Here is a 26,189-nt window from a genome sequence, read left to right as displayed (position 1 = left end):
ATGAAATCCCCGCTCGCCCGCGTTGGTGCCTTCCGGTAGATCAGGTGAGCAGGACGACCGACCGGAGGGCACGGCGTGGACGCGCAACGGGGATGGGCACGACGACTGGCGGCGTACGCCTGGCGCTATCCCAAGGACGTCGTCCTCGCCCTCGGCGCCTCGCTGGGCGGCATGGCCGTCATGGCCCTGGTGCCCCTGATCACCAAGGTGATCATCGACGACGTGATCGGCGACAAGACCAGGGACATGGCCCTCTGGGCAGGTCTCCTGATCGGCGCAGCGGTCGTCGTCTACGTCCTCACCTACATCCGCCGCTACTACGGCGGCCGGCTCGCCCTCGACGTCCAGCACGACCTGCGCACCGACATGTACGGGACGATCACCCGGCTGGACGGGCGACGGCAGGACGAGCTGTCCACGGGGCAGGTGGTCGGGCGGGCGACCAGCGACCTCCAGCTGATCCAGGGCCTGCTGTTCATGCTCCCGATGACCATCGGGAACATCCTGCTCTTCCTGATCTCCCTGGTCATCATGGCGTGGCTGTCCCCGCCGCTCACGCTCGTCGCCCTCGCCGTGGCCCCGGCGCTGTGGTTCATCGCCCGCCGCAGCCGCACCCGCCTGCACCCCGCGACCTGGTACGCCCAGGCGCAGGCCGCCGCGGTCGCGGGCGTGGTCGACGGCTCCGTCAGCGGCGTCCGCGTGGTGAAGGGCTTCGGGCAGGAGGACCAGGAGACCGGGAAGCTCAGGGAGGTCGGACGGCGGCTCTTCGCGGGGCGGCTGCGCACGATCAGGCTGAACGCCACCTACACCCCCGCCCTCCAGGCCGTCCCCGCCCTCGGGCAGGTCGCCATGCTCGCCCTCGGCGGCTGGCTGGCCGTGCACGGGAACATCACGCTCGGCACCTTCGTCGCCTTCTCCACGTACCTCGCCCAGCTCGTCGGCCCGGTCCGCATGCTGGCCATGGTCCTCACCGTCGGCCAGCAGGCCCGGGCCGGCACCGAACGCGTCCTGGAGCTGATCGACACCGAGCCCGCGATCGAGGACGGCACCCGGGACCTGCCCGCCGACGCGCCGGCGACCGTCGAGTTCGACGACGTGTCCTTCGGCTACGCGTCGGACACCGGGGAGGACACCCTCGTCCTCGACGGCCTCTCCTTCGAGATCCGGGCCGGTGAGACGCTCGCCGTCGTCGGCTCCTCCGGCTCCGGCAAGTCCACCGTCTCCCTGCTCCTGCCGCGCTTCTACGACGTGAGCCGCGGCGCCGTCCTGGTCGGCGGGCACGACGTGCGCGAGCTGACCCTCGACTCGCTGCGGGCCGCCATCGGGCTCGTGCCCGAGGACTCGTTCCTCTTCTCGGACACCGTGCGCGCCAACATCGCGTACGGCCGCCCCGACGCCACCGACGAGGAGACCGAGGCCGCCGCCCGGGCCGCGCAGGCCCACGGGTTCATCACGGACCTGCCCGACGGCTACGGCACCACCGTCGGCGAACACGGCCTGACCCTCTCGGGCGGCCAGCGCCAGCGCGTCGCGCTCGCCCGCGCGATCCTCACCGACCCCCGGCTGCTGGTCCTCGACGACGCCACCTCCGCCGTGGACGCCCGCGTCGAGCACGAGATCCACGAGGCGCTCAAGGAGGTCATGCGGGGCCGCACCACGCTCCTCATCGCCCACCGCCGCTCCACCCTCGGCCTCGCCGACCGCATCGCCGTCCTCGACCGCGGCCGCCTCGCCGACCTCGGCACCCACGACGAACTCCAGGAGCGCTCCGCCCTCTACCGGCGCCTGCTGACCGACCCCGACGAGCTGGGCGGGGTGTCGCCGGGGCACGCCCGGCCCGCGGCACCCGCCGAGGACACGTCGGTACGGGAGGAGCTGGACGCCGAGTTCGACGCCGAGCGCGGGGTCACCCCGCGGCTGTGGACCGGCGACCGCACGCCGAAGGACACCGCCCTCGCGGGCACCCCGGCCACCCCGGAGCTGCTCGCCCAGGTCGACGCGCTGCCCCCGGCCGACGGCACCCCCGACGTCGACGAGGCGCGGGCCGTGCAGCCGGAGGAGTCGTACGGCCTGCGCCGCCTGCTGCGCGGTTTCCGCACACCGCTGCTGATCAGCCTCGCCCTGGTCGCCGTGGACGCCGGCATGGGGCTGCTGCTGCCGGTGCTGATCCGGCACGGCATCGACGAGGGCGTCACGCAGGCCGCCCTCGGCGCGGTCTGGGCGGTCTCGCTGCTGGGGCTGCTCGCCGTGTTCGCCCAGTGGGCCGCGCAGACCGGCGAGATCAGGATGACCGGCCGGACGGGGGAGCGGATCCTGTACTCGCTCCGTCTGAAGATCTTCGCCCAGCTCCAGCGGCTCGGCCTCGACTACTACGAGCGGGAGCTGACCGGGCGGATCATGACCCGCATGACCACGGACGTCGACGCGCTGTCGACGTTCCTGCAGACGGGACTCGTCACCGCCTTCGTCTCGATCGTCACCTTCTTCGGCATCATGGTCGCCCTGCTGGTGATCGACGTGCAGCTGGCGTTCGTCGTGTTCGCGACGCTGCCGCCCCTGATCATCGCCACCTACTTCTTCCGCAAGGCCAGCGTGAAGGCGTACGAGCTGGCCCGCGAGCGGGTGTCCACGGTCAACGCCGACCTCCAGGAGTCGGTGGCGGGGCTGCGGATCGTGCAGGCCTTCCGGCGCGAGCACGACGGCGGACGACGCTTCGCCGAGCGCAGCGACAGCTACCGGCAGGCCCGCATCAGGGGCCAGTGGCTGATCTCGATCTACTTCCCGTTCGTGCAGCTGCTGTCCTCGGCCGCCGTCGTCGCCGTGCTGGTCGTCGGCGGCGGACGGATCGACGCGGCGACGCTGTCGACCGGCGCGCTGGTGGCGTACCTGCTGTACATCGACCTGTTCTTCGCCCCCGTCCAGCAGCTCTCCCAGGTCTTCGACGGCTACCAGCAGGCGTCCGTCTCCCTCGGCCGCATCCAGGAACTGCTGCGGGAGCCGACCTCCACCCGGGCGCCCGAGAAGCCGTCGGACGTCACGTCCCTGCGCGGGGAGATCGCCTTCGAGGACGTGCACTTCTCGTACGGCGGTGCCGACGGGGCCGAGGCGGCGCTCACCGGCGTCGACCTGCGCGTCCCCGCCGGGCAGACCGTCGCGTTCGTCGGCGAGACCGGCGCGGGCAAGTCGACGCTGGTCAAGCTGGTGGCCCGGTTCTACGACCCCACGGGCGGCCGGGTCACCGTCGACGGCCGGGACCTGCGCGACCTCGACCTCACCGCCTACCGGCACCGGCTCGGCGTCGTCCCGCAGGAGGCGTACCTCTTCCCCGGCACCGTGCGGGACGCCATCGCCTACGGCCGCCCGGACGCCACCGACGCCGAGGTGGAGGCCGCGGCGCGGGCGGTGGGCGCGCACGAGATGATCGCCGGGCTCCAGGGCGGGTACCTCCACGAGGTCGCCGAGCGGGGCCGCAACCTCTCCGCCGGGCAGCGGCAGCTGATCGCACTGGCCCGCGCCGAACTGGTCGATCCCGACGTCCTGCTCCTCGACGAGGCGACGGCCGCCCTGGACCTGGCCACGGAGGCGCAGGTCAACCAGGCCACCGACCGCATCGCGGGCCGGCGTACGACGCTCGTCGTCGCCCACCGGCTGACCACGGCGGCCCGCGCGGACCGGGTCGTCGTCATGGACGCCGGGCGGGTCGCCGAGGACGGCACCCACGACGAACTGCTGGCGCTCGGCGGACGGTACGCGCGGCTGTGGCGGACCTTCGTCGGAGCGGCCGAACCCGAGGAGCCGGTCGGCGCGCGGCGCTGACACCCGCGCAACCATTCGACAGGCGGCGAGCGTCCGTACATCCGTACGTCAGTGATCGCCGTACGGCGGGGACGGAGGGGGCCGCAGTGGGCGCAGTGGGTCAGAGGAGCGCCGCCCTGCGCCGGCGGCTGGCACTGGGGACGGCCGTACTCACCGCGGCCGGGCTGCTCGCCGTCGGGGTGCCCGGGGAGGCGGAGGCCGCCGCGGCGTGCCCGGGCCGCCAGGTGCGCACCCTGCCGTTCTCCACCGGATCGGTCCTCGTCTACAAGCGCGGCGGCTACGTCTGTGCCGTCACCGTCCCCGTGAAGGCGGGCAAGAAGCGGCAGATGTCCGTCAGCGTGCAGGCCCGCGGCGGCCGGCCGGTCGTCGACTCGGGGCGGTACGCCTACCGGGCCGGACCGGTCACCGTGCATGCCGGGAAGCGCTGCGTGTGGGTGAAGGGCGCGGTGGCGAAGGGGTCGGTCAGCTCCGGCTGGATCCTCTGCTGACCCGGCGCCGCCCGGGCGCCGACCTGGCCCGTGGCGGCCATTTCCTCATCTCCCCTGGTGCGCGGGTGACTTGCTCCGATAGCTTCCGGCGCACATCTGTTTCACAGGGAGGGTGCATGCGCAAGGCGCTCAGATGGCTGCTGGCGCTCGTGGTGCTCATAGGTACCGTCAGCACGGCGAGCGCGGCCACCGCCGCCGAGCCGAAGGCCGTCGACATCAAGGACCGGCTGCTGTCCATACCGGGCATGAGCCTGATCGAGGAGAAGCCGTACACCGGCTACCGCTTCTTCGTCCTCAACTACACGCAGCCGGTCGACCACCGGCGGCCGTCCAAGGGCACGTTCCAGCAGCGGATCACCGTGCTGCACAAGGACGTGAGCCGCCCCACGGTCTTCTACACCGGCGGCTACAGCGTCTCCACGACGCCCAGCCGCCGCGAGCCGACCCAGATCGTGGACGGCAACCAGGTCTCCATGGAGTACCGCTACTTCACCCCGTCCCGGCCCGATCCGGCCGACTGGTCCAAGCTGGACATCTGGCAGGCGGCCAGCGACCAGCACCGCATCTTCAAGGCGCTCAAGCCGCTCTACTCCAAGAACTGGCTCTCCACCGGTGGCTCCAAGGGCGGCATGACCGCCACCTACTACGAGCGCTTCTACCCGCGCGACATGGACGGCGTCGTCGCCTACGTCGCCCCCAACGACGTGGTGAACCGCGAGGACAGGGCCTACGACCGCTTCTTCGCCCGGGTCGGCACCGAGGAGTGCCGCGACCGGCTGAACGGCGTGCAGCGCGAGGCACTGGTACGCAGGGCGCCGCTCAAGGAGAAGTACGAGGCGTACGCGGCCGAGAACGGCTACACCTTCGGCACCATCGGCAGCCTGGACCGCGCCTACGAGGCCGTCGTCCTCGACTACGTGTGGGGCTTCTGGCAGTACAGCACCCTGAAGGACTGCGCCGACATCCCGGCCGACGCGAAGAACGCCACCGACGACGAGATCTGGACCTCCGTCGACACGATCTCCGGCTTCTCCTTCTACACGGACCAGGGCCTGGCCCCGTACACGCCGTACTACTACCAGGCGGGCACCCAGCTGGGCGCGCCGACGATCCACTTCCCGCACATCGAGAAGAAGTACATCCGCTACGGCTACCAGCCGCCGCGCAACTTCGTACCCCGGTCGATCCCGATGGAGTTCGAACCGTGGGCGATGCGGGACGTCGACACCTGGGTGAAGCACAACGCCCGCCGGATGCTCTTCGTCTACGGCGAGAACGACCCCTGGGGCGCCGAGCCCTTCCGCCTCGGACACGGCGCGCGTGACTCCTACGTGCTCACCGCGCCCGGCATGAACCACGGCGCCAACGTCGCGGGCCTGGTGCCCGAGGAGAAGGCCCTCGCCACGGCCCGCATCCTGGACTGGGCCGGCGTCGCCTCCGCCGAGGTGCGGACCGACCCGTCGGCGGCCGCGCCGCTGGCGGCGTTCGACGCCAGGCTGGACAAGCGGGACGTGCAGCGCGAGCCCGCGCTGCGCCCGTAGCACGGACGGCTGCGCCCGGCCGCCGCTGAGAGGCCCCAGGGACTCACAGCGGCCGGGCGCAGCCCACCGGGCGTTCGCCGCCCAGCCGGACGTAGAGACCGGTCGAGGCGGGGCAGTCCGCCCGGGCGGTGACCGCGTCGACCACCTTGAACTGCGGCTGTCTGCGGCCCTTGCCGTCGCACGCGGTCTCGCGGACCTTGCCGTCCCCGGCGTCGTGGACGCAGTCGCCGACGACGGTGCGCGGACCGCCCCCGCCGCCGGGATCGCCGGGGTGCGGCGGCAGGAGCTTGCGCATGCAGGCGTAGCCCTGCGGCACGGCACCGTCGCCGTCCTCGTCGGCGGAGGGGCGCTGCTCGCTGATGTGCAGGACGAAGTCGGTGGTGGCGGGGCACGGCGGCCCGTCACTCGCGCGACCGTCCTCGCGGGCCACGACCCGCGCCGCCGCCCGTTCGCTGCCGCACGGCACCTCGGTGAAGCGGACCGTGCCGAACGAGCTGCACTCGTCGACCGCGAGGAACACCGTCCCGTACCCGGACGGCCGCACGGCCACCGGGCCCGCCGCCGTCCCCGCGCCGGACCGCCCGTCCCCGCCCGCACCCGGGGAGCCGGCGCCCGCTGGGCCGGACGGGCTCTGGCATCCCGCCAGCAGTACGGCAGCACACAGCGCCGACAGGGCGCAGAGCACCCCCGCGGACCGTCTTCCACGCATCGCCGTCCCCCCGCATCCCCGGTCCAGCGTGGCCCGCGGCAGCGGGCGCACGCCAGACGCGCGGGGGGCTTCGCGACCGGCGGACGGGGGCGCCCCCGGCGCGTGGCGTACGCCGCGCTCCGCCTACGACCGGTAGGACAGCCCGTGCCCGAGGGGGTACAGCACCGTCGCCGGATCGTCCGCCCGCACCACCGGCACCGGCAGCTTCCCGCGCGGCCGCACCCGGCCCGCGATCACCCGGGCCGCCGCCCGTACCTCGACGTCGGTCCAGGAGTAGGCGGCGAGGCAGGCGCGGACGTCCGGGAGGTGCGCCACGTCGTAGGGGTTGCGGATCGCGACCGCGACGACCGGCCTGCCCGTCGCCAGCAGCCGGGCGACGAGCGTGCGCTGGCTGCTGCCCGCCGTGACGTTGTACGTGGCGACCACCACCGCGTCGGCGTCCCCGGCCGCCGCGACCGCGCGGTCGATGACGGCGGTGGAGGGGGCGGTGCCGGTGGACAGGGCGGTGGCGGTGAAGCCGAGTTCCGTCAGCGCGCCCGCGAGGACGCCGGTGGGCGGCCCGGTGGTGCCCGACGGGGAGGCGGGGTCGGCGCCCACGACGAGCAGCCTGGGGTGCTCCCGACGCGACAGCGGCAGCAGCCGCCCCTCGTTGACCAGCAGTGTGGTGGTCCGCTCGGCGACCCGGTCGGCCGCCGCCAGGTGTCCCCGGGTGCCGACGGTGCGGTCCACGTCCCGCCGGCTGGTGTACGCATCCCGGAACAGCCCCAGTTTCGCCTTCAGGCGCAGCACGCGCAGGATCGATTCGTCGAGCCGGGCCTCGGTGAGTTCCCCCTCGCGTACGGCGGTCAGCACCGCGTTCCAGGCGAGGTCGAGGTTCGGCGGGTTGAGGAGCTGGTCGACGCCCGCCTTCAGCGCCAGCACGGGCACCCGTTCGTCGCCGTACTTGGTCCGCACGCCCTCCATGCCGAGGGAGTCGGTGACCACGACCCCGTCGTAGCCGAGTTCCTCGCGCAGGATGCCGGTGAGGATGGGGCGGGAGAGGGTGGCCGGGTCGCCGGAGTCGTCGAGCGCCGGGACCACCAGGTGGGCGGTCATGATCGCGTCGATGCCCGCCTCGATCGCGGCCCGGAAGGGCGGCGCGTCCAGCTCCTCCCACTGCTCGCGGCTGTGCGTGATGACCGGGAGCCCGGTGTGGCTGTCGGTGGCGGTGTCGCCGTGCCCGGGGAAGTGCTTGGCGCAGGCGGCGACGCCCGAACGCTGGTACCCCGTCACCTCGGCGGCCACCAGCTCGGCCACCGCCTCCGGGTCGGCGCCGAAGGAGCGTACGCCGATCACGGGGTTGGCCGGGTTGACGTTCACGTCGGCGTCGGGCGCGTAGTCCTGGCGGATGCCCATCGCGCGCAGTTCGGCGCCCGCGATCCGGCCGAGCGTGCGGGCGTCGGAGCGCGAGCCGCCGGCGCCGATGGCCATCGCGCCGGGGAAGAGCGTCGCCGGCTCGCCCACCCGGGCCACTATGCCGTGCTCCTGGTCGGTGGAGATCAGCACCGGCAGGCCGCGCGGCTGCTCGAGGGACGCCTTCTGGATGCCGTTGGACAGGTCGGCGATCTGGTGCGGGTCGCGGGTGTTGTGCGCCCAGGCGAAGTAGATGATGCCGCCGACCCGGTACCGGGCGACCAGTTCGGCGGCCGTGCGGACGCCGATCTCCTTGAGGTTGGCGTCGATGTCGGCCTGGTCGGGGGCGGTGGCGGAGTGGCCGTACACCCGCATGACGAAGAGCTGGCCGACCTTCTCCTCCAGCGTCATCCGGGAGACGAGGGCGCGGAGCTTGTCGTCGTCGGGCCCGCGGGGGTCGGCGTGGGCGGTGCCGCCGCCGGCCGCCAGGGACGCGGTGACGACCGCGGTGGCGGTGAGGACCGTGCGTCTGGAGGGCTGTGCGCTGCTTCCCTTGCCGGCCGTGCTGCTGTGGTGCACGTGCGCTCCTTCCGGAGTGATCCGCTGGGGAATCGCTGGAGAGCTGCTGAAGGAAACTTCCAAGGAGTCACCAATATCCGGGAAGTTTCTGCCAGTCAAGGGAGCGCACAGGAGTCACCCGAAGCGGTGAGGGCTGGCCGGGAACGTCCGGGAGGGGCCGCCGCCGGCGTCAGGGAGGGTGGACGCCGACGGCGGCGGGCTGCCGGCCGCGGTACGGCGGAGAGGGTGGTCGGCGACCGCAGTCGGCGGCGAGGCCGACACCGCACCGCGAGGACTCGTCCGGCAGCGTCGCGGATGGGACGAGCGGAGCGGGAGCGGGGTTCCCGGTTCGGACGCCGTTTCCCGAGTCGGTGCGCGAGGGCCGGGTGAGACACCCGGGCCGGGTCAGTCGGCCTGGACGGACGCCGTCGTGCGGGGTGCCGCCGTGGTCGTGCGGGCCGAGGCGTCCGGCCAGTGGGCCCGTAGCGTGCGCACCGTCTCCGCGATCGCCGGCCGGCGGGCCGCGCCCGCGCGCCACAGCGCGTACAGCCGGCGTACGGGCATCGGGTCCAGCGGCACCTCCACCACCCCCGCGGGCAGCGGGCCGCGCCCCAGCCGGGGGATCAGGGCGATGCCCAGCCCGGCCGCGACCAGCGCCACCAGCGTCGGGTTCTCCTCGGCCTGGTGGACGACGTCCGGCTCGTGGCCCGCGCCCCGCAGGGTCCGCAGCAGCCAGTCGTGGCAGACCCGACCGGGCGGCTGGCAGATCCACCGCTCCCCGCCCAGTTCCGCACGCCGTACGCCCGCCCGGCCCGCGAAGCGGTGCCCCTCGGGCACGAGCAGATCGCACAGGTCCTCCCCGATGGCCGCCTGCTCCACCCCGGCCGGGGCGGGCAGCGGGGCGATGTCCCAGTCGTGCGCGACGACCAGGTCGACGGCGCCCTTCGCCACCAGGTCCACGGACACATGCGGATCGACCTCCGTCAGCCGCGCGTCGAGCGCGGGGTGGCGCGCCGCCAGGTCCGCCAGTACGGACGGCAGCAGACCACGCGCCGCGGACGCGAACGCGGCCACGGTCAGCCGCCCCGCCGGAACCCCCCGCCGCTCCTCCAGCCGGGTCTCCGCCCGCTCGACGAGCGCCAGCAACTCCCGCGCGGTGGCGGCCAGCTGCCACGCCTCGTCGGTGAGCCGCACCCCGCGTCCCTCCCGCTCCAGCAGCACCGTCCGGGTCTCCCGTTCCAGCTTGGCGATCTGCTGGGACACGGCGGAGGGCGTGAAGCCCAGCGCGGTGGCGGCCGCGCCGACGGTGCCGTGCACGGAGACGGCGTGCAGCGCACGCAACCGCTGGAGATCGAGCATGGGACGGGCTCCCGGCCTCGGACGGACTAAGCGAGCGGCGAACGCGCAACAGGTTAGCGCTGCTTCATCCGACCGTGCAGCAATCATCGCTGGTGCTACATGGTCTGGGCGGCGATCCTCGATCCATGCGACCTTCCCACCTCCTCCTCGCCGTGCTCGTCGCCGCCACCTGGGGCGTCAACTTCACGGTCATCGAGATCGGCCTCGACCACTTCCCGCCGCTGCTCTTCTCCGCCCTGCGCTTCCTGGCGGCGGCCCTGCCCGCGGTCTTCCTCGTGGGCCGCCCGAAGGTGGCGTGGAAGTGGATCGTGGCGGTGGGACTGGTGCTGGGGGTCGCCAAGTTCGGCCTGGTCTTCCAGGGCATGGACGCGGGCATGCCGGCCGGGCTGTCGTCCCTCGTCCTGCAGATCCAGGCGGTGTTCACGGCGGTGATCGCGGCGGCGGTCCTCGGCGAACGGCCCACCGGCGTACGGGCCCTCGGCATGGTCGTGGCCGTCGCGGGCATCGGTGTGGCCGCCGTCGACGAGGGGGCCTCCGGACCGCTGGGCGCCTTCCTGATGGTCGTCGGCGCCGCCGCCGCGTGGGGCCTGTCCAACGTCCTGACCCGCAGGGCCTCGCCGCCCGACGCGCTGAACTTCATGGTGTGGGTGTCCACCGTCCCGGTGCTCCCGCTGCTGGCCCTCTCCCTCCTGGTCGAGGGGCCGTCACGGGACCTGGCGGCCCTGCGCGGTCTGGACTGGCAGGGCGCGGGCACGATCCTGTTCGTCGCGTGGATCTCGACCGTCTTCGGCTTCGGCGCCTGGGGGTGGCTGCTGCACCGTCACCCGGCCTCGACGGTCGCGCCGTTCTCCCTCCTGGTCCCGGTGTTCGGCATGTCCTCGGCGGCTGTCTTCCTCGGCGAGTCGGTGACCCCGCTGCGGTGGTGCGCGGCGGCCCTGCTGGTGGGCGGAGTGGCCCTGACGACACTCACCCCGGGCGCCTCCCGGCGGGCCCGCACCGGCCGCGTGCCGGTGCCGGTGCCGGACGCGGTGGGAGCGGCTCCGCCGGAATCGGCTGGACGGCTCTGTGCCCCGGCGGCAGAATCCGGCCGATGACGTTCACGTTGAAGGGCCCGGCCCTCGAAGGAACCCTGGTGCGGCTGGAGCCGCTCGGCCCGCACCACGCGGCCGACCTCGCGGCGGCGGCCGAGGGGGAACGCGGCAGCTACGCGTTCACCTGGGTGCCGCGGGCGGACGAGGTCGGTGCCTACATCGACGCCCAGTCGGCCCGGGCGGCCACGGGACGGCTCGCCCCCTACGCGCAGGTGTCCCTCGCCACCGGCAGGGCGGTCGGCGCCACGGCCTACTGGGAGCCCCGTTCCTGGCTGACGGACGACGCCCTGGACGCCGTCGAGGTCGGCTTCACCTGGCTGGCCCGCTCGGCCCAGGGCACCGGGGTGAACGCCGAGGCCAAGCTGCTCCTGTTCCGCCACGCCTTCGAGGTCTGGCACGTGTCCCGCGTCGACCTCAAGACGGACGCCCGCAACAGCCGCTCCCGCGCCGCGATCGAGGCGACGGGCGCCCGCTTCGAGGGCGTTCTGCGCAACTGGTCCCGCTCCTGGGCGCCGGGCGAGGACGGCCGGCTGCGGGACTCCGCGATCTACTCGGTCACGGCGGCGGAGTGGCCCGGGTGCCGGGAGCGGCTGGAGCGCAGGGTGCGGTCCGCCGCGGCCGCCGCGTCCCCCGCCTCCGTGGCTGCCGAGGCGCCCGCGGCGCAGTCCCTCACGCCGCGTCGCTGAGGAGCCGGGCGAGGTGCTCGCGGCCCCCGTCCAGCAGCTCGGGCAGCGGGGCCGCCGACTCGTACCAGCGCTTCTCGTACTCCCAGCACAGCCACCCGTCCCAGCCGTGGCGGGAGAGGACGTCCACCACCTCCGTGAGCGGCAGCACGCCGGTGCCCAGCGGGAGCGGGGTGGTGTCCTCGGCGGAGGCGATGTCCTTGACCTGGACGTACCCGAGGTGCGGGGCGAGGGCCAGATAGCTCTCCGCGGGCTGCTCGCCACCGAGCCAGGTGTGCATCACGTCCCACAGCGCGCCGACCTGGCGGTGCCCGACCAGACCGAGGACGCGCATCGCGTCGGCGCCGGTGCGGTGCGAGTCGTGCGTCTCCAGCAGGATGCGTACGCCGAGGTCGGTGGCGTACTCGGCGGCCGTGCCCAGGCGCCGGGCGGCGACCGCGTCGGCCTCCTCGGGGCTCTGCCCTTCGGCGCCGCCGGGGAAGACCCGGACGTACGGGGCGCCCAGGTCGCGGGCGAGCTCCAGCAGTCCGCGCAGCTCGGCGAGGACGGCGTCGTCGTCACCGGGAGCGGCGACGCGCGCGTAGCCCGCGAGGCCCAGCAGTTCGACACCGGACGCCTTGAACCGGGCGGCCACCGCGGCCCGTTCGTCGGGGGCCAGGCCCGGGTGCACCGGTTCTTCGGGGTGGACGCGCAATTCGACACCGTGGTAGCCGTGCGCGGTGGCGAGCCCCAGCACGTCGGTCAGGGGCAGGCCGGGGACACCGAGGGTGGAGAACGCCAGCTTCATGACCACGGAGCGTACCCGGCAGCGCCGCGCCCACTCCTCCTCACCACCCGGTGTCGCCACCCACCCCACGAGCCCCGCCCCCACCCCGCGCCCGGCCTCACCTCCGCACGCGAGCCCCCACCCGTCCAGTCCGGGCCCCCACCCGGGTCACCGCGAGACCGACGGCGCCTACTCCCGTGGCCGTCCGGAGGACCCCCGCACCGTCAGCTCCCCCCGCACCGTCGCGATCCCCCCGTCCGGCGCCTCCTCGCGCCCCATCGCGATGCGCCCCGCCCGGGCCCCCGCCTCCGCGAGCGGCAGCCGGACCGTGGTCAGGGCGGGCACCGCGTCGATGCTGAACGGCAGGTCGTCGAAGCCGGCCACCGACACGTCCTCCGGAATCCGCAGCCCGGACTCGCGCAGCGCCGCGCACGCCCCCAGCGCGACGGAGTCGTTCGCGGCGACCACCGCCGTCAGGGACGGGTCCCTGCGCAGGAGTTCGAGCGTCGCGTCGTAGCCGGACCGCCGGTCGTAGCGGCCGTGGACCGTCCAGCGGGGGTCCTCCTCGATGCCGTGCGCGGCGAGCGCGGCCCGGTGGCCCTCCAGCCGGTGCCGGGTCGTGGTCCGCTCCTCGGGTCCCGCGATGTAGCCGAGCCGCCGGTGCCCGAGCCCGATCAGGTGCTCGGTCAGTTCCCGGCCGCCCCCGCGGTTGTCGAAGGTCAGCGCGATCGCCCCGGTCCGGGGCGCCGGCGGGCGCCCGCACAGCACCACCCGCGTCCCCGCCTCCGTCAGCCTGCCGAGCTTCGCCGCCACGGCCGCCTGGTGCGCGGCGTCCTCCATCGCGCCGCCGGTCAGCACGACGGCCGCCGCCCGCTGCCGTTGCAGCAGCGTGAGGTAGGTCAGTTCACGCTCCGGGGAGCCGCCCGTGTTGCAGACCACCGCGAGTCTCTCGCCGCCCGCCCTGCCGCCGGGGCCCCCGATCTCGGACTGGATCGCACCGGCCATGATGCCGAAGAAGGGGTCCGCGATGTCGTTGACCAGGATGCCCACCAGGTCGGACGTGGCCGCCGCCAGGGCGCTCGCGGGCCCGTTGAGCACGTAGTCCAGCTCGTCGACCGCCTTCAGCACGCGTTCCCGGGTGGAGGCGGCCACGGGGTAGTTCCCGTTCAGCACGCGCGACACCGTCGCGGGGGAGACCTGCGCTCGGGCCGCCACGTCCGCCAGGGTCACCGTCATGTCCTCGTCCTCCGCCTCACGCGTGTGCCGTACGCCGTCTCGGCCGTCCCGGGTGACCTTACGACCGCCGCCCGCCGTTGTTCGCCCCGTCGAACAACTCGCCCGGACGACGCTCTTGTCCAGACCACGGTCCACAGGCTAGCTTCGTACCGTATAGAAAGCGCTTGCTGTACTCCCCGCATTGCTCGCTTCGAAGGGAACGACGTGACACGCAAGACGGTGCGTATCGCCATGAACGGTGTGACCGGGCGCATGGGCTATCGCCAGCACCTCGTCCGCTCCATCCTGGCCCTCCGCGAACAGGGCGGCCTCGACCTCGGCGACGGCACCGTGCTGTGGCCCGAGCCGATCCTGCTGGGCCGCCGCGAGCACGCGTTGCGGGCGCTGGCCGAACGGCACGGCCTGGAACACGTGTCGACCGACGTCGACGCGGTCCTCGCCGACCCGTCGGTGGACATCTACTTCGACGCCCAGGTCACCTCCGCCCGCGAGGAGGCGATCCGCAAGGCGATCGCCGCGGGCAAGCACGTCTACACGGAGAAGCCGACGGCCACCGGCCTCGACGGCGCCCTGGAGCTGGCCCGGCTGGCGAACGCCGCCGGCATCAAGCACGGCGTCGTGCAGGACAAGCTCTTCCTGCCGGGCCTGCTGAAGCTCAAGCGCCTCATCGACGGCGGCTTCTTCGGCCGCATCCTGTCGGTGCGCGGCGAGTTCGGCTACTGGGTGTTCGAGGGCGACTGGCAGGACGCCCAGCGCCCCTCGTGGAACTACCGCGCCGAGGACGGCGGCGGCATCGTCGTCGACATGTTCCCGCACTGGGAGTACGTGCTGCACGAGCTGTTCGGGCGGGTGAAGTCCGTCCAGGCGCTCACCGCCACCCACATCCCGCAGCGCTGGGACGAGAACGGCAAGCCCTACGACGCCACCGCCGACGACGCCGCCTACGGCGTCTTCGAGCTGGACGGCGGCACGATCGCCCAGATCAACTCCTCCTGGGCGGTCCGCGTCCACCGCGACGAACTCGTCGAGTTCCAGGTCGACGGCACCGAGGGCTCCGCCGTCGCCGGTCTGCGCGACTGCCGGGTCCAGCACCGCAGCGCCACCCCCAAGCCGGTGTGGAACCCGGACATCCCCGCCACCGAGGTCTTCCGCGACCAGTGGCAGGAGGTCCCGGACAACGGCGACTTCGACAACGGCTTCAAGGCCCAGTGGGAGCTGTTCCTCAAGCACGTCTACGCCGACGCCCCCTACCACTGGGACCTGCTGGCCGGCGCCCGCGGCGTGCAGCTCGCCGAGCTGGGCCTGCGCTCCTCGGCGGAGGGCCGCCGCCTCGACGTACCGGAGATCGCCCTGTGACCCTGCACCTGCCCGGCGCCGACGGACGCCTGCGCGCCCACGAGCCCCGCACCGAGCCCTTCGCCCCGACCGGAGGAGGCGCCTTCTCCTCCCGTACGGTCTTCTCGGCGGCGCACGTCGTCGCCGACCCGTACGCGGACACCACGCCCGACGGGCCCGCCGCCGTCGACTGGGACGCCACCCTCGCCTTCCGCCGCCACCTGTGGTCCCACGGCCTGGGCGTCGCCGAGGCGATGGACACCGCCCAGCGCGGCATGGGCCTGGACTGGGCGGGCGCGGCGGAGCTGATCCGCCGTTCCGCCGCCGAGGCGAGGGCGGTCGGCGGCCTGATCGCCTGCGGCGTCGGCACCGACCAGATCACCGCCGGCACCCTCGCCGAGGTCCGGGCGGCCTACGAGGAACAGCTCGCGGTCGTCGAGGAGTCCGGCGCGCAGGCCATCCTGATGGCGTCCCGCGCCCTCGCCGCGACGGCGAAGAGCCCGGACGACTACCTGGAGGTCTACGGCCACCTCCTCCGCCAGGCCACCGAGCCGGTGATCCTGCACTGGCTCGGCCCGATGTTCGACCCGGCCCTGGAGGGCTACTGGGGCTCCTCCGACCTCGACGCGGCCACGGACACCTTCCTGGAGGTCATCGCCGCCCACCCCGACAAGGTCGACGGGATCAAGGTCTCCCTGCTCGACGCCCGGCGCGAGGTCGACCTGCGCCGCCGCCTCCCGCGGGGCGTGCGCTGCTACACCGGCGACGACTTCCACTACCCCGAGCTGATCGCCGGCGACGAGCAGGGCTTCAGCCACGCCCTGCTGGGCATCTTCGACCCGCTCGGCCCGCTGGCGGCCGAGGCGGTCCGGGTCCTGGACACGGGGGACACGCAGGGCTTCCGCGCCCTCCTCGACCCCACCGTCGCCCTCTCCCGCCACCTCTTCCAGGCCCCCACCCGCTTCTACAAGACGGGCGTGGTCCTCCTCGCCTGGCTGGCCGGCCACCAGTCCCACTTCACGATGGTCGGCGGCCTCCAGTCGGCGCGCTCCCTGCCGCACTTCGCCCGCGCCTACGAACTCGCCGACGGCCTCGGCCTGTTCCCCGACCCCAAGCTCGCGGAGGAACGCATGAGGACCCTGCTGCACCTGTACGGAGTGACCCCGTGACCGCCGGCCTCGCGCGCTTCAGCATCAACCAGATGACGGTCAAGCAGCTCCCGCTGCCCGAACTGACCACCGCCTGCCGCGAGCTGGGCATCGGCAACGTGGGCCTGTGGCGCGAACCCGTCCAGGCGTACGGCGTCGAGGCGGCGGCGAAACTGGTCCGCGACGCGGGCCTCACCGTCACCACCCTGTGCCGCGGGGGCTTCCTCACGGCCACCGACGCCGGGGAGCGCGCGCGGGCCCTGGCCGACAACCGCCGCGCCGTCGACGAGGCCGCCGTCCTCGGCACCGACACCCTCGTCCTCGTCTCGGGCGGCCTGCCGGCCGGCGACAAGGACCTGCACGGCGCCCGCGAACGCATCGCCGACGCCCTGTCGGAGCTGGCCCCCTACGCCGAACGGCACGGCGTCCGGCTCGCCATCGAGCCCCTGCACCCCATGTACGCCGCCGACCGCTGCGTGGTCTCGACGCTCACCCAGGCCCTGGACCTCGCCGAACGCTTCCCGGCCCACCAGGTCGGCGTCACCGTCGACACGTACCACCTCTGGTGGGACGACCGGGCGCCGCGGGAGATCGCCAGGGCGGGCGCGGGCGGCCGCATCCACACCTTCCAGCTCGCCGACTGGACGACCCCGCTGCCCGAGGGCGTGCTCAACGGCCGCGGACAGATCGGCGACGGAGCGATCGACATGCGGGAGTGGAAGGGGTACGTGGACGCGGCCGGCTACACCGGCGCCATCGAGGTCGAGCTCTTCAACGAGGGGCTGTGGGCCCGGGACGGCCGCGAGGTGCTGGCCGAGACGGCGGCCCGGTTCGCCGCGCACACGGGGGAGGCGGGGTCCGGAAAATAATTCCGGCGGCCCGTGCAACCGTTGGGCCGCCCCGCGGGTCGTACTGGGCATCGGAACCCATGTCGGGGGACCCGGGGGGGATCGCGGGGTTCCGAAGGGGTGGGGAAACCCGAGGGGGCACGGTCGTCGCGACCGTGCCCCTTCGAAGTTCCCCGGGCCGCCGTCCGCGGCCGCGGGGGAGGCGTCCCGGGGGAGGCGTCACGGGAGCGGGGTCAGAAGAAGACCCCGCAGCGCAGCAGCACGTTCGCGTACGGCCGGGCCTCCCCGGTGCGCACCACCAGCCGTGCTCGCGCCGACAGTTCCTTCAGCCTCTCGTGCGGGACCAGCGTGAGGGCGGGCAGGCCGGCGTCCAGCAGCGCGGCCGCCTCCGGGTTGGCTCCGCGGATCTCCGTCGCCGCCGTCGCGCCCTCCACCACCAGCTCGTCGAGCAGCCCGTGCAGGACCTCGGCGAAGGACGGCACCCCGGCGCGGAAGGCCAGGTCCACGACGCGCGGGCCGTCCGGGATCGGCATGCCCGCGTCGCACACCAGGACCTCGTCCCCGTGGCCCAGGGCGGCCAGGGCACCGGAGAGGTGACGGTTGAGTATCCCGGCCTTCTTCACAGTGCCTCGGCCTCCGCCGCCGTCGGGTAGGACTCCTGCGCCCCGGCCTTCGTGACGGCCGCCGCGCCGACCCGGGCCGCGTACGCCGCCGCCTCGGCGAGCGACTCACCCGTGCCGAGCCGCCAGGCCAGCGCCGCGGTGAACGCGTCGCCCGCGCCCGTAGTGTCCACGGCGTCCACCTTCACCGCGTCGACGCGGGAGACGCCCTCGGCCGCCGACGCCACCAGCGCGCCCTCGGCGCCGAGGGTCACGACCACCGAACGCGGGCCCTTGGCCAGCAGGACGCGCGCCCAGTCCTCGGGGCGGTCGCCGACCCGCGCGTCGCCCAGGATCACCTTCGCCTCGTGCTCGTTGACGATGAGCGGGTCGCAGGCGTCCAGCACCTCCTGCGGCAGTGGGCGCGGCGGTGACGGGTTGAGCACGAACCGGCTGCCCGGGGCGAGGCTCCGGACCACCTCCACGACCGTCTCCAGCGGGATCTCCAACTGCGTGGAGACCACGCGCGAGGCGTGGAAGAGGCTCGCGGCGGCGCGCACGTCACCGGGGCTCAGGCGGCCGTTCGCGCCCGGCGAGACCACGATGCTGTTGTCCCCCGACGGGTCGACGGTGATCAGCGCGACGCCGGTCGGCGCCCCGCCCACCAGCACGCCGACCGTGTCGACACCGGCCGTCCGCTGCGAGTCCAGCAGCAGCCGCCCGTGGTCGTCGTCGCCGACCCTGGCCAGCAGGGCCGTGCGGGCACCGAGCCGGGCGGCGGCGACCGCCTGGTTCGCGCCCTTGCCGCCCGGGTGGACGGCCAGGTCGGAGCCGAGCACCGTCTCACCGGCGGCCGGCCGCCGCTCCACGCCGATCACGAGGTCGGCGTTGGCCGACCCCACCACCAGGAGGTCGTAGTCGTACATGAATCGCTCTCCGATCCGAGTGAAACCCCGTGCACCTGCATCCGAGTGAGGCGGGCGGGCGGCCACCGGGGCCACCCGCCCGCGCGCACTCCCGCGCGCCCGTCCGCCCGCGTCAGCCCTCGAAGCCGGCCACGTTCTCCTCGGTGACCACCTTCACCGGCACCTTCACCATCTTCTCCACCTTCTCGTCGTCGGCGGCGCGCAACGCGTTCTCCACCGCGATCCTGCCCAGTTCCCTGGGCTGCTGCGCCACGGACGCGAACAGCGAGCCGTCCCGCACCGCCTTCAGCCCGTCCGGCGTGCCGTCGAAGCCGACGACCTGCACGGACCTGCCGGCCTTGGAGCCCAGCGCCTTGATCGCGCCGAGCGCCATCTCGTCGTTCTCGGCGAAGACGCCGTCGACGTCGGGGTGCGCCTGGAGCAGGTTCGTCATCACGTCCAGGCCCTTGGTGCGGTCGAAGTCCGCGGGCTGCTTCGCGACGACCTTGATACCCGGGTACTCCTTGAGGCCGGCCGCGAAGCCCGCCCCGCGCTCCCGGCTGGCGGAGGTGCCGGCCTGGCCCTGGAGGATGACGATGGTGCCCTTGCCGCCGAGCTTCTCGGCGAGCGCCTTGGCGCCCAGCTCACCGCCCTCGACGTTGTCGGAGGCGACCAGCGCCGACGTGTCCGCCTTGTTGACGCCGCGGTCCACGGCGATGACGGGGATGTCGTCCTTGTTCGCCGCGCGCACCGAGGGACCCGCGGCGTCGGAGTCCACCGGGTTGACGATGATCGAGGACAGGCCCTCGCTGGTGAAGTTCTGCAGCTGGTTCGCCTGCTGGGAGGCGTCGTTCTGCGCGTCCGTGACCGTCAGGTCCACGCCCAGCTTCTTCGCCTGCTCCTCGGCGCCCGCCCGGATCTGCACGAAGAACGGGTTGTTGAGCGTCGACAGCGACAGACCGACCTTCCGCGTCTTCCCGTCCGAGGACCCGCTGTGCAGCAGCGAGGTCGCGCCGACCACGGCGACGGCGACGACGGCCGCGATGACGTAGGTGAGAGCCTGTTTGCCCCGGTTGCCCCCGCCGGACGCACCGGCCGCCGGAGTGGTCGCCCCCGCCTTGCGGCGCAGGGTGTCCAGCAGCACCGCGAGCGCGATGACGACACCGATGACGACCTGCTGCCAGAACGCGGAGACGGACAGAAGGTTGAGGCCGTTGCGCAGCACCGCGAGGATCAGCGCGCCGATCAGCGTGCCCGACGCCTTGCCGGTGCCGCCCGCGAGCGAGGCACCGCCGATGACGACGGCGGCGATGGCGTCCAGTTCGTAGCCCTGCGCGGCCTGCGGCTGCGCGGAGGAGAGCCGGGAGGCGAGCACGATGCCCGCGGCGGCCGCGAACAGGCCGGAGAAGGCGTAGATGGCGAGCTTCTGCCGCTTCACCCGCAGCCCGGACAGCCGCGCGGCCTCCTCGTTGCCGCCGATGGCGTACATGGAGCGGCCGATGTAGGTGCGGCCGAGGACGAAGGCCGTGATCAGACCCATCACGATCATCACGAGGACCGGCACCGGCAGCCAGCCGCCGAGCGTGTCACCGAGGTGGGAGACCGAGTCCGGGAAGGCGATCGGCGAACCCTGCGAGATGACCAGCGACAGACCGCGCCCGACCGACAGCATGGCGAGCGTCGCGATGAACGGCGGCAGCTTCCCGTACGAGATGAGGAAACCGTTCACCAGGCCGCACGCGATGCCCGTCGCGACCGCCAGCAGCACGGCCAGGAAGACCGGCACCCCGGCCTCGGTGGCACTCCAGGCCAGCACGGTGGCCGACAGCGCGGCGACCGAGCCGACCGACAGGTCGATGCCCGCCGAGACGATGACGAAGGTGACGCCGAAGGCGAGGATCGCCGTCACGGCCGCCTGGACACCGACGTTCAGCAGGTTGTCGGCGGTCAGGAAGTCCCCGGACAGCGCCGACATGGCGATGACGAGGACGATCAGCGCGGTCAGCGCGCCGTTCTCCAGCAGCAGGCGGCGCACACCGCCCGGGGCGCTCTGCGCGCCCGGCTTGCTCTTGAGCGTGTCAGTGGCCACCGGAGGCCTCCGTTCCGTCGCTGTGGGGGGTGTTGTCGTGGGAGGTTTCGCCCGGGGAGGCGCCGCTCGGGGAGGCGCCGCCCTGGGAGCCGGCGCCCTGGGGCGTGCTGACGGCGAGCGCCATCACGGCGTCCTGGGTCGCCTGGTCGGCGGGGAGTTCACCGGCGACGCGGCCCTGCGCCATGACCACGACCCGGTCGCTCATGCCGAGCACCTCGGGCAGGTCGCTGGAGATCATGAGCACGGCGGCACCGGCGGCCGTCAGCTCGTTGATGAGCTGGTAGATCTCGACCTTGGCGCCGACGTCGATCCCGCGCGTCGGCTCGTCGAGGATCAGCACCTTGGTGTTCGCCAGCAGCCACTTGCCGATGACGACCTTCTGCTGGTTGCCGCCGGACAGGGTGCGCACGTGCTGGCCGAGCCCGGCCATCCGCACGCCGAGCTGCCCGGCGATGCGCTCCGCCGACTCGTGCTGGCCCTTGAGGTCGACGAGTCCCGCGCGGGAGGTCGACCGGAGGGTGACCAGCCCGAGGTTCTCCTCGACGGAGGCGTCCAGCACCAGCCCCTGGCCCTTGCGGTCCTCGGGGACGAGACCGATGCCGGCGGCCATCGCGGCGTTCACGTCGTGCCCCCGGAGCCGGGCGCCCGAGACGTGCACCGTCCCGGAGTCGTAGGGGTCGGCGCCGAACACCGCCCGCACGACCTCCGTGCGCCCGGCACCGACGAGACCGGCGATGCCGACCACCTCACCGGCGCGCACCTCGAAGCCGACGTCGTGGAAGACACCGTCGCGGGTCAGCCCTTCGACCTTGAGCAGGGCCTCGCCGGCGCCGGGGCGCTCGCGCGGGTACTGCTGCTCGATCGACCGCCCGACCATGAGCCGCACCAGCTCGTCCTCGGGCGTCGAGGCGGGCACCTGGCCGACGCTGCGGCCGTCCCGGATCACGGTGACCCGGTCGCCGAGGGCGGCGATCTCCTCCAGGTGGTGCGTGATGAAGACGATGCCGACCCCGTCCTCGCGCAGCCGCCGCACGATCGCGAACAGCTTCTCGACCTCGTCGGAGGTGAGCACGGCGGTCGGCTCGTCCATGATGAGCACCCGCGCCTCCAGGCTGAGCGCCTTGGCGATCTCGACCATCTGGAGCCGCGCGATGCCCAGTTCACGCACCCGCGCCCGCGGCGACACGTTCACGCCGACCCGCTTCAGCAGCACCTCAGCGTCCGCGTCCATCTTCTTCCGGTCGATCATCCCGAGGCGGCGCGGCTGCCGCCCGAGGAAGATGTTCTCGGCGACCGACAGGTCGGGCACCAGGTTGAACTCCTGGTAGATGGTCGCGATCCCGAGCCGCTCGGAGTCCTGCGCACCGTGGATGCGCACCTCCTCGCCGTCGGCCAGGATGCGCCCGGCGTCGGGGGTGTAGGCGCCGGAGAGCATCTTGATGAGGGTGCTCTTGCCCGCGCCGTTCTCACCGAGGAGCACATGGACCTCGCCCCGGCGCAGGTCGAAGTCGACGCTGTCGAGCGCGACCACGCCGGGGAAGGTCTTGCGGATGCCCTCGATGCGCAGCAACTCGTCCGGACTGCGGCTGCTCACGGCGTACTCCTTCGTACGGGGGACGGGGACGGGGACTGTGTCGGGGTAGGGGTCGGGGTCGGGGCCGAGGACCGGCCCGGAGGTTCTCGGTGGGCCGTCTCGCCGCAGGAGCGGCGGATCACCAGCCGCGCGGGGAGGGTGACGGACTCACCGGTCCGCCCCCCGATCCGGTCGACCAGCGCGCGTACGGCGGCCCGTCCGAGATCCCGTGTGGGCTGGGCGATCGCCGTGACCGGCGGATCGGTGTGCACGAACCAGCGGATGTCGTCGAACGCGGCGAGCGCGATGTCCTCGGGCACCCGCAGGCCGCGCGCCCGTACGGCGTCCAGCGCGCCGAGCGCCATCAGGTTGTCGGCGGCGAAGACGACCTCGGGCGGCTCGGGCAGGTCGAGGAAGCCCTCGGTGACCCGGCGTCCGCTGTCGGCCTGGAAGTCGCCCTGCCCGATGTAGGCGTCGGGGAGCGGGAGTCCGTACGCGCCGAGCGCCTCGCGGAAGGCGTCGACGCGCTCGCGTCCGGTGGTGGTGGCGGCGGGCCCGGCGATGATCGCGAGCCGCCGGTGCCCGAGGCCGTGCAGGTGCGCCACGAGGTCCCGTACGGCCCCGCGCCCGTCCGACCTGACGACGGGCACGTCCACGCCCGGGATCCACCGGTCGACGAAGACCATCGGCGTCCCGGCCCGCGCGGCGTCCAGCATCCGCGGGGAGCCGCCGTCGGTGGGGGAGACGAGCAGCCCGTCGATACGGCGGTCCAGCAACGTCGTGACGTGGTGGTCCTGGAGGTCGGGGCGCTCGTCGGCGTTGCCGATGATGACGCTGTAGCCGAGGGCGCGGGCCTCCTCCTCGACGGAGCGGGCCAGCTCGGTGAAGTACGGGTTCATGACGTCGCTGATGACCAGGCCGAGCGTGCGGGTCTGGTCGGTGCGCAGCGACCGGGCGACGGCGTTCGGCCGGTAGCCCAGCGCCTCGACGGCGGCCAGTACACGCGTACGTGCGTCCGCGCTGACGGACGGGTGGCCGTTGAGCGCCCGCGAGACCGTCGCGGCGGACACACCCGCCTCGGCGGCGACATCCTTGATGCTCGCCATCGCCGGTTCCACCTCCTCGTGGAATCGATTACATGAAGGATTGGAATCGATTACACGAGGGGTTGGCAAGAGGGGGAGGACGTGACGAAACTCAATCGTGACCAGGGGCGGGCGTCACGTCACCGCGGCGCCGCCCATGCCGCGGCCCGGCCCCGGGGCGAAGGCCCGGGGCCGGGCCGGAGGGGGCGCCGGTCGGCTCGGCTCAGTGCTCGAGTGCGGCCTTGAACATGCCCGCCTCGTAGGAGCCGCCCTTCTGGTGCGTGATGACGGCCATGCGGTTGGCCGCGTTGATCAGGGCGACCAGGCAGACCAGCGCGGCGATCTGGTCGTCGTCGTAGTGCTTGCGCACCTGGGCCCACGTCTCGTCGGAGACGCCCTGGTGGGCGTCGGCGAGCCGGGTGCCCTCCTCGGTGAGCGCCAGCGCGGCCTGCTCGGCCTCGGTGAACACCGTGGATTCGCGCCAGGCGGCGACCAGGTGGAGCCGCACCGGGCTCTCGCCGGCGGCTTCGGCCTCCTTGGTGTGCATGTCGATGCAGTGGCCGCAGCCGTTGATCTGGCTGGCGCGCAGCGACATCAGCTCCTGCGTGGCGTGCGGCAGCGACGCCTGCTGGAGCACCACGGCGGTGCCCGCGAACCGCTTGGCGAACTTGTTGCCGATCTCGTTCTCGAACAGGTTGAATCGGGATTCCATGATCTCGTCCTCACTCGGGAAGCCGTGCTCAAGCCGTGCTGACGACCACAAGATGCCGACCGCCCGCCCCCTGTGACGGGGCGCCGCTGTGACGAGAGCCACCGCCGCCGGGTGTCACAGAACGGCGGTGGCCGGCGTCCTGTGCGCGTGACACCGTGGGAAGCGGACGAGCGGAAGCAGCCGATGATGAGCGAGCACGACGGGCACGCCGAGAACGCCGGGAACGACAGGCACGGAGCAGGCGGGGCCGGACGCGCGGACCCCGCCACCGAGGCCTTCGTCGCCCACCGCAACCTGCTCTTCACGGTCGCCTACGAGATGCTCGGGTCGGCCGCCGACGCGGAGGACGTCCTTCAGGAGACCTGGCTGCGCTGGTCGGGCGTGGACCTCGAAACGGTCCGCGACCGGCGCGCGTACCTGGTGCGCGTCACCACCCGGCAGGCGCTGGGCCGGCTGCGTACGCTCGGCCGCCGCAAGGAGTCCTACGTCGGCGCCTGGCTGCCCGAGCCGCTGCTCACCTCGCCCGACGTGGCCGAGGACGTGGAGCTGGCCGACAGCGTCTCGATGGCGATGATGCTGGTCCTGGAGACGCTCGCGCCGACCGAGCGGGCGGTGTTCGTGCTGCGCGAGGTGTTCGAGTTCGGTTACGACGAGATCGCCGACGCCGTGGGCAAGAGTCAGGACGCGGTCCGGCAGACCGCCCACCGGGCACGCGCCCACGTGGCGGCCCGCCGCCCGCGCGGGACCGTCACCCCGACCCAGACGCGGGACGCGTTCTCCGCGTTCCGGCGGGCCGTGACGACGGGGGACGTGCAGGGCCTGCTCGACGTCCTCGCGCCGGACGTGGTCCTCGTGGGCGACGGCGGCGGCATCAAGCAGGCCGTGCTGCGCCCCGTCACGGGGGCCGGGAAGGTGGCCCGCCTGATGATCGGCGGACTGGTCAAGCAGGGGGCCGCGGTCTCGCTGGAGCCCGCCGAGGTCAACGGCTTCCCGGCACTGATCCTCCACCTCGACGGCGAGCTGGACACGGTGCTGGCGATGCGTTTCGACGACGGCCTCATCACCGGCCTCTACGCGGTGCGCAACCCGGAGAAGCTCTCGCACATGCGCGAGGCGACCGCACTGGGCCGCTGAACCCGCGCCCTCCGCACCCGCCGGAAGCGCGATATTCACTTCCGCCCGGGACGTTCAGGACGGAGACTCGTGCCATGGCGGACATGGGGGCGTTCCGGGATGCGGTCACCGCGTGGGCGGCCGGTGGCCCCGGCGGCCCCGCGCGCGAGTTGGCGACGAGTCTGTCGGTCCGTACGGCCGTCCTCCTCGAAGGGCCGAGCGACTCGGCGGCGGTGGACGCGCTGGCCGCGACCCGCGGCCGGGACCTCGCGGCGGAGGGCGTCTGCGTCCTGCCGATGGGCGGCGCGATGAGCGTCGGCCGCTACGCCTCCCTCCTCGGACCGTCCGGCCTGGACCTGCGTCTCACGGGCCTGTGCGACGAGCGGGAGAAGGGCTTCTACGTCCGTGCTCTCGACCGGGCGGAGGCGGCGCCGGGCGGTCTCTTCGTCTGCGCGGCCGACCTGGAGGACGAGCTGATCCGCGCGCTGGGGGTGACGCGGGTGAAGGAGCTGGTCGAGGCCGAGGGCGACCTGCGCCCCCTCCAGACCTTCCTCCGTCAGCCCGCGCAGCAGGACCGCACCGCCCAGCAGCAGCTCCGCCGCTTCTTCGGCACCAAGAAGGGCCGCAAGATCCATTACGGCCGCGTCCTCGTCGAGGCGCTGGACCCCGCCTGCGTCCCCGCCCCGCTCTCGGGGCTGTTCGCGGGTCTCTGACCGGCGCCCCACCCACTCCTGTCGGCAAGACCGTGAGCACTTGAGGCCTGTCTGTACTTCAGGTGCTCGTATGAGCACAGGGATGACGGTCGGCGGATGAATGTCTTCGTTCTCGAGGGGAGTACTGACACCCGGGCCAGGTCAGGCGGCGGCCACCTCGCACCACACGTACTTGCCCCGGTTGCCGTGTCTGGCCAGCGGATGCCAACCCCACACGTCGGCGCACGCCCGCACCAGCGCCAGCCCGCGCCCCTCCTCCAGATCCTCCACCCGCCCGAACGTAACCGGCGGCCGAGGCGGCTCGGGGTCCGCGTCCCACGCTCCGATCCGCCACGTGCCCGGCGGTGACCAGCGGATACGGAGGGCCGCGGGGCCCTTGGTGTGCACCTCCGTCTCCTCAGACGTCAGTTCCGGCAGCCTGGCGGAGAAG

The 26,189-nt window shown here is 73.3% G+C and carries 21 protein-coding genes and 1 pseudogene; 10 read left to right on the top strand and 12 right to left on the bottom strand.

The genetic code is table 11. The features are described 5' to 3' along the window. The first annotated feature begins 75 nt into the window (after positions 1 to 75). From ACGF5T_RS13815 to ACGF5T_RS13805, 3 genes are all read left to right on the top strand, one after another. Positions 76 to 3,816: an ABC transporter ATP-binding protein gene (locus tag ACGF5T_RS13815; RefSeq protein WP_366767290.1), complete on the top strand. Its 3,741-nt coding sequence runs from the start codon at positions 76 to 78 to the stop codon at positions 3,814 to 3,816. A gap of 95 nt (positions 3,817 to 3,911) precedes the next feature. Beyond that, positions 3,912 to 4,304 (top strand): hypothetical protein, encoded by a 393-nt coding sequence (locus ACGF5T_RS13810; RefSeq protein ID WP_366767291.1) that lies wholly within the window; start codon positions 3,912 to 3,914, stop codon positions 4,302 to 4,304. Positions 4,305 to 4,420: 116 nt separating this feature from the next. Then, the gene (locus ACGF5T_RS13805; RefSeq protein ID WP_366767292.1) at positions 4,421 to 5,845 is read left to right on the top strand and encodes a S28 family serine protease; all 1,425 of its coding nucleotides are present in this window, start codon (positions 4,421 to 4,423) and stop codon (positions 5,843 to 5,845) included. Positions 5,846 to 5,888: 43 nt separating this feature from the next. Here the strand turns inward: ACGF5T_RS13805 and ACGF5T_RS13800 are convergent, their stop codons facing one another. From ACGF5T_RS13800 to ACGF5T_RS13790, 3 genes are all read right to left on the bottom strand, one after another. After that, positions 5,889 to 6,554 (bottom strand): hypothetical protein, encoded by a 666-nt coding sequence (locus ACGF5T_RS13800; protein ID WP_366767293.1) that lies wholly within the window; start codon positions 6,552 to 6,554, stop codon positions 5,889 to 5,891. Between the two features lie 123 nt (positions 6,555 to 6,677). After that, the gene (locus ACGF5T_RS13795; RefSeq protein WP_366767294.1) at positions 6,678 to 8,525 is read right to left on the bottom strand and encodes a glycoside hydrolase family 3 protein; all 1,848 of its coding nucleotides are present in this window, start codon (positions 8,523 to 8,525) and stop codon (positions 6,678 to 6,680) included. A gap of 384 nt (positions 8,526 to 8,909) precedes the next feature. Continuing rightward, positions 8,910 to 9,863, bottom strand: coding sequence for a LysR family transcriptional regulator (locus tag ACGF5T_RS13790; RefSeq protein ID WP_366767295.1), 954 nt, complete (start codon positions 9,861 to 9,863; stop codon positions 8,910 to 8,912). Positions 9,864 to 9,988: 125 nt separating this feature from the next. Here ACGF5T_RS13790 and ACGF5T_RS13785 point away from each other — a divergent pair, with 125 nt between their 5' ends. Both ACGF5T_RS13785 and ACGF5T_RS13780 read left to right on the top strand, forming a co-directional pair. After that, positions 9,989 to 10,957 carry an EamA family transporter gene (locus ACGF5T_RS13785; RefSeq protein ID WP_356603606.1) on the top strand — a complete coding sequence of 323 codons (969 nt, stop codon included), beginning with the start codon at positions 9,989 to 9,991 and terminating at the stop codon, positions 10,955 to 10,957. Continuing rightward, a complete protein-coding gene (locus ACGF5T_RS13780) occupies positions 10,954 to 11,640 on the top strand; it encodes a GNAT family protein (protein ID WP_366767296.1) in 687 nt (228 codons plus the stop codon). Before ACGF5T_RS13785 ends, ACGF5T_RS13780 begins: the two co-directional genes overlap by 4 nt. On the opposite strand, the gene ACGF5T_RS13775 is transcribed toward ACGF5T_RS13780, so the two are convergent. Both ACGF5T_RS13775 and ACGF5T_RS13770 read right to left on the bottom strand, forming a co-directional pair. Then, complete coding sequence (locus ACGF5T_RS13775; RefSeq protein ID WP_356603602.1) at positions 11,624 to 12,424, bottom strand: sugar phosphate isomerase/epimerase family protein; 801 nt, start codon at positions 12,422 to 12,424, stop codon at positions 11,624 to 11,626. The genes ACGF5T_RS13780 and ACGF5T_RS13775 overlap by 17 nt on opposite strands. A 168-nt stretch (positions 12,425 to 12,592) precedes the next feature. Further along, positions 12,593 to 13,639: a LacI family DNA-binding transcriptional regulator gene (locus tag ACGF5T_RS13770; protein ID WP_356603600.1), complete on the bottom strand. Its 1,047-nt coding sequence runs from the start codon at positions 13,637 to 13,639 to the stop codon at positions 12,593 to 12,595. Between the two features lie 204 nt (positions 13,640 to 13,843). Between ACGF5T_RS13770 and ACGF5T_RS13765 the strand changes: the two genes are divergently transcribed. Genes ACGF5T_RS13765 through ACGF5T_RS13755 form a run of 3 tightly spaced genes read left to right on the top strand, consistent with a single transcriptional unit; the run spans position 13,844 to position 16,991 of the window. Beyond that, positions 13,844 to 14,995 (top strand): Gfo/Idh/MocA family oxidoreductase, encoded by a 1,152-nt coding sequence (locus ACGF5T_RS13765; RefSeq protein WP_356603598.1) that lies wholly within the window; start codon positions 13,844 to 13,846, stop codon positions 14,993 to 14,995. Beyond that, positions 14,992 to 16,143, top strand: coding sequence for a dihydrodipicolinate synthase family protein (locus ACGF5T_RS13760; RefSeq protein WP_366767297.1), 1,152 nt, complete (start codon positions 14,992 to 14,994; stop codon positions 16,141 to 16,143). The genes ACGF5T_RS13765 and ACGF5T_RS13760 overlap by 4 nt, the downstream gene beginning before the upstream one ends. Positions 16,144 to 16,175: 32 nt before the next feature. Continuing rightward, positions 16,176 to 16,991, top strand: a complete 816-nt coding sequence (locus tag ACGF5T_RS13755; protein ID WP_356603973.1) for a sugar phosphate isomerase/epimerase family protein — start codon at positions 16,176 to 16,178, stop codon at positions 16,989 to 16,991. A 212-nt stretch (positions 16,992 to 17,203) separates the two neighbouring features. On the opposite strand, the gene rbsD is transcribed toward ACGF5T_RS13755, so the two are convergent. From rbsD to ACGF5T_RS13725, 6 genes are all read right to left on the bottom strand, one after another. After that, positions 17,204 to 17,593, bottom strand: coding sequence for a D-ribose pyranase (gene rbsD, locus ACGF5T_RS13750; protein ID WP_356603594.1), 390 nt, complete (start codon positions 17,591 to 17,593; stop codon positions 17,204 to 17,206). Next, entirely contained in the window at positions 17,590 to 18,495 is a 906-nt protein-coding gene (locus ACGF5T_RS13745; RefSeq protein WP_366767298.1) for a ribokinase, read from the bottom strand. Before ACGF5T_RS13745 ends, rbsD begins: the two co-directional genes overlap by 4 nt. A 112-nt stretch (positions 18,496 to 18,607) precedes the next feature. After that, the gene (locus ACGF5T_RS13740; protein ID WP_366767299.1) at positions 18,608 to 20,563 is read right to left on the bottom strand and encodes a substrate-binding domain-containing protein; all 1,956 of its coding nucleotides are present in this window, start codon (positions 20,561 to 20,563) and stop codon (positions 18,608 to 18,610) included. After that, positions 20,553 to 22,157 carry a sugar ABC transporter ATP-binding protein gene (locus ACGF5T_RS13735; protein WP_366767300.1) on the bottom strand — a complete coding sequence of 535 codons (1,605 nt, stop codon included), beginning with the start codon at positions 22,155 to 22,157 and terminating at the stop codon, positions 20,553 to 20,555. The genes ACGF5T_RS13740 and ACGF5T_RS13735 overlap by 11 nt, the downstream gene beginning before the upstream one ends. Further along, positions 22,154 to 23,242: a LacI family DNA-binding transcriptional regulator gene (locus ACGF5T_RS13730; protein ID WP_356603586.1), complete on the bottom strand. Its 1,089-nt coding sequence runs from the start codon at positions 23,240 to 23,242 to the stop codon at positions 22,154 to 22,156. Before ACGF5T_RS13730 ends, ACGF5T_RS13735 begins: the two co-directional genes overlap by 4 nt. A 202-nt stretch (positions 23,243 to 23,444) precedes the next feature. Beyond that, positions 23,445 to 23,933, bottom strand: coding sequence for a carboxymuconolactone decarboxylase family protein (locus ACGF5T_RS13725; protein ID WP_356603584.1), 489 nt, complete (start codon positions 23,931 to 23,933; stop codon positions 23,445 to 23,447). A gap of 183 nt (positions 23,934 to 24,116) precedes the next feature. On the opposite strand from ACGF5T_RS13725, the gene ACGF5T_RS13720 reads away from it, so the two are divergent. Together ACGF5T_RS13720 and ACGF5T_RS13715 are read left to right on the top strand one after the other, a co-directional pair. Continuing rightward, positions 24,117 to 25,067, top strand: coding sequence for an RNA polymerase sigma-70 factor (locus ACGF5T_RS13720; protein WP_392888042.1), 951 nt, complete (start codon positions 24,117 to 24,119; stop codon positions 25,065 to 25,067). A gap of 74 nt (positions 25,068 to 25,141) precedes the next feature. Beyond that, a complete protein-coding gene (locus ACGF5T_RS13715) occupies positions 25,142 to 25,759 on the top strand; it encodes a TOPRIM nucleotidyl transferase/hydrolase domain-containing protein (protein WP_356603580.1) in 618 nt (205 codons plus the stop codon). Between the two features lie 141 nt (positions 25,760 to 25,900). Here ACGF5T_RS13715 and ACGF5T_RS13710 read toward each other — a convergent pair. Continuing rightward, positions 25,901 to 26,143, bottom strand: a pseudogene (locus ACGF5T_RS13710) (ATP-binding protein); the annotation flags it as partial. Positions 26,144 to 26,189: the final 46 nt, after the last annotated feature.

This window comes from Streptomyces sp. NPDC047853 (assembly GCF_043204535.1).
In the GTDB taxonomy this organism is placed as follows: Bacteria; Actinomycetota; Actinomycetes; order Streptomycetales; family Streptomycetaceae; genus Streptomyces.
The sequence above is the reverse complement of the archived record's forward strand: the minus strand, read 5'-3'. Positions and strand labels throughout refer to the sequence as shown.

Coding starts and splice junctions, on each gene's coding strand:
- ACGF5T_RS13785 (WP_356603606.1), top strand. CDS start 9,989: ATGCGACCTTCCCACCTCCTCCTCGCCGTGCTCGTCGCCGCCACCTGG.
- ACGF5T_RS13770 (WP_356603600.1), bottom strand. CDS start 13,639: ATGACGGTGACCCTGGCGGACGTGGCGGCCCGAGCGCAGGTCTCCCCC.
- ACGF5T_RS13780 (WP_366767296.1), top strand. CDS start 10,954: ATGACGTTCACGTTGAAGGGCCCGGCCCTCGAAGGAACCCTGGTGCGG.
- ACGF5T_RS13805 (WP_366767292.1), top strand. CDS start 4,421: ATGCGCAAGGCGCTCAGATGGCTGCTGGCGCTCGTGGTGCTCATAGGT.
- ACGF5T_RS13725 (WP_356603584.1), bottom strand. CDS start 23,933: ATGGAATCCCGATTCAACCTGTTCGAGAACGAGATCGGCAACAAGTTC.
- ACGF5T_RS13720 (WP_392888042.1), top strand. CDS start 24,117: ATGATGAGCGAGCACGACGGGCACGCCGAGAACGCCGGGAACGACAGG.
- ACGF5T_RS13755 (WP_356603973.1), top strand. CDS start 16,176: ATGACGGTCAAGCAGCTCCCGCTGCCCGAACTGACCACCGCCTGCCGC.
- ACGF5T_RS13745 (WP_366767298.1), bottom strand. CDS start 18,495: ATGTACGACTACGACCTCCTGGTGGTGGGGTCGGCCAACGCCGACCTC.
- ACGF5T_RS13715 (WP_356603580.1), top strand. CDS start 25,142: ATGGCGGACATGGGGGCGTTCCGGGATGCGGTCACCGCGTGGGCGGCC.
- ACGF5T_RS13790 (WP_366767295.1), bottom strand. CDS start 9,863: ATGCTCGATCTCCAGCGGTTGCGTGCGCTGCACGCCGTCTCCGTGCAC.
- ACGF5T_RS13800 (WP_366767293.1), bottom strand. CDS start 6,554: ATGCGTGGAAGACGGTCCGCGGGGGTGCTCTGCGCCCTGTCGGCGCTG.
- ACGF5T_RS13775 (WP_356603602.1), bottom strand. CDS start 12,424: ATGAAGCTGGCGTTCTCCACCCTCGGTGTCCCCGGCCTGCCCCTGACC.
- ACGF5T_RS13730 (WP_356603586.1), bottom strand. CDS start 23,242: ATGGCGAGCATCAAGGATGTCGCCGCCGAGGCGGGTGTGTCCGCCGCG.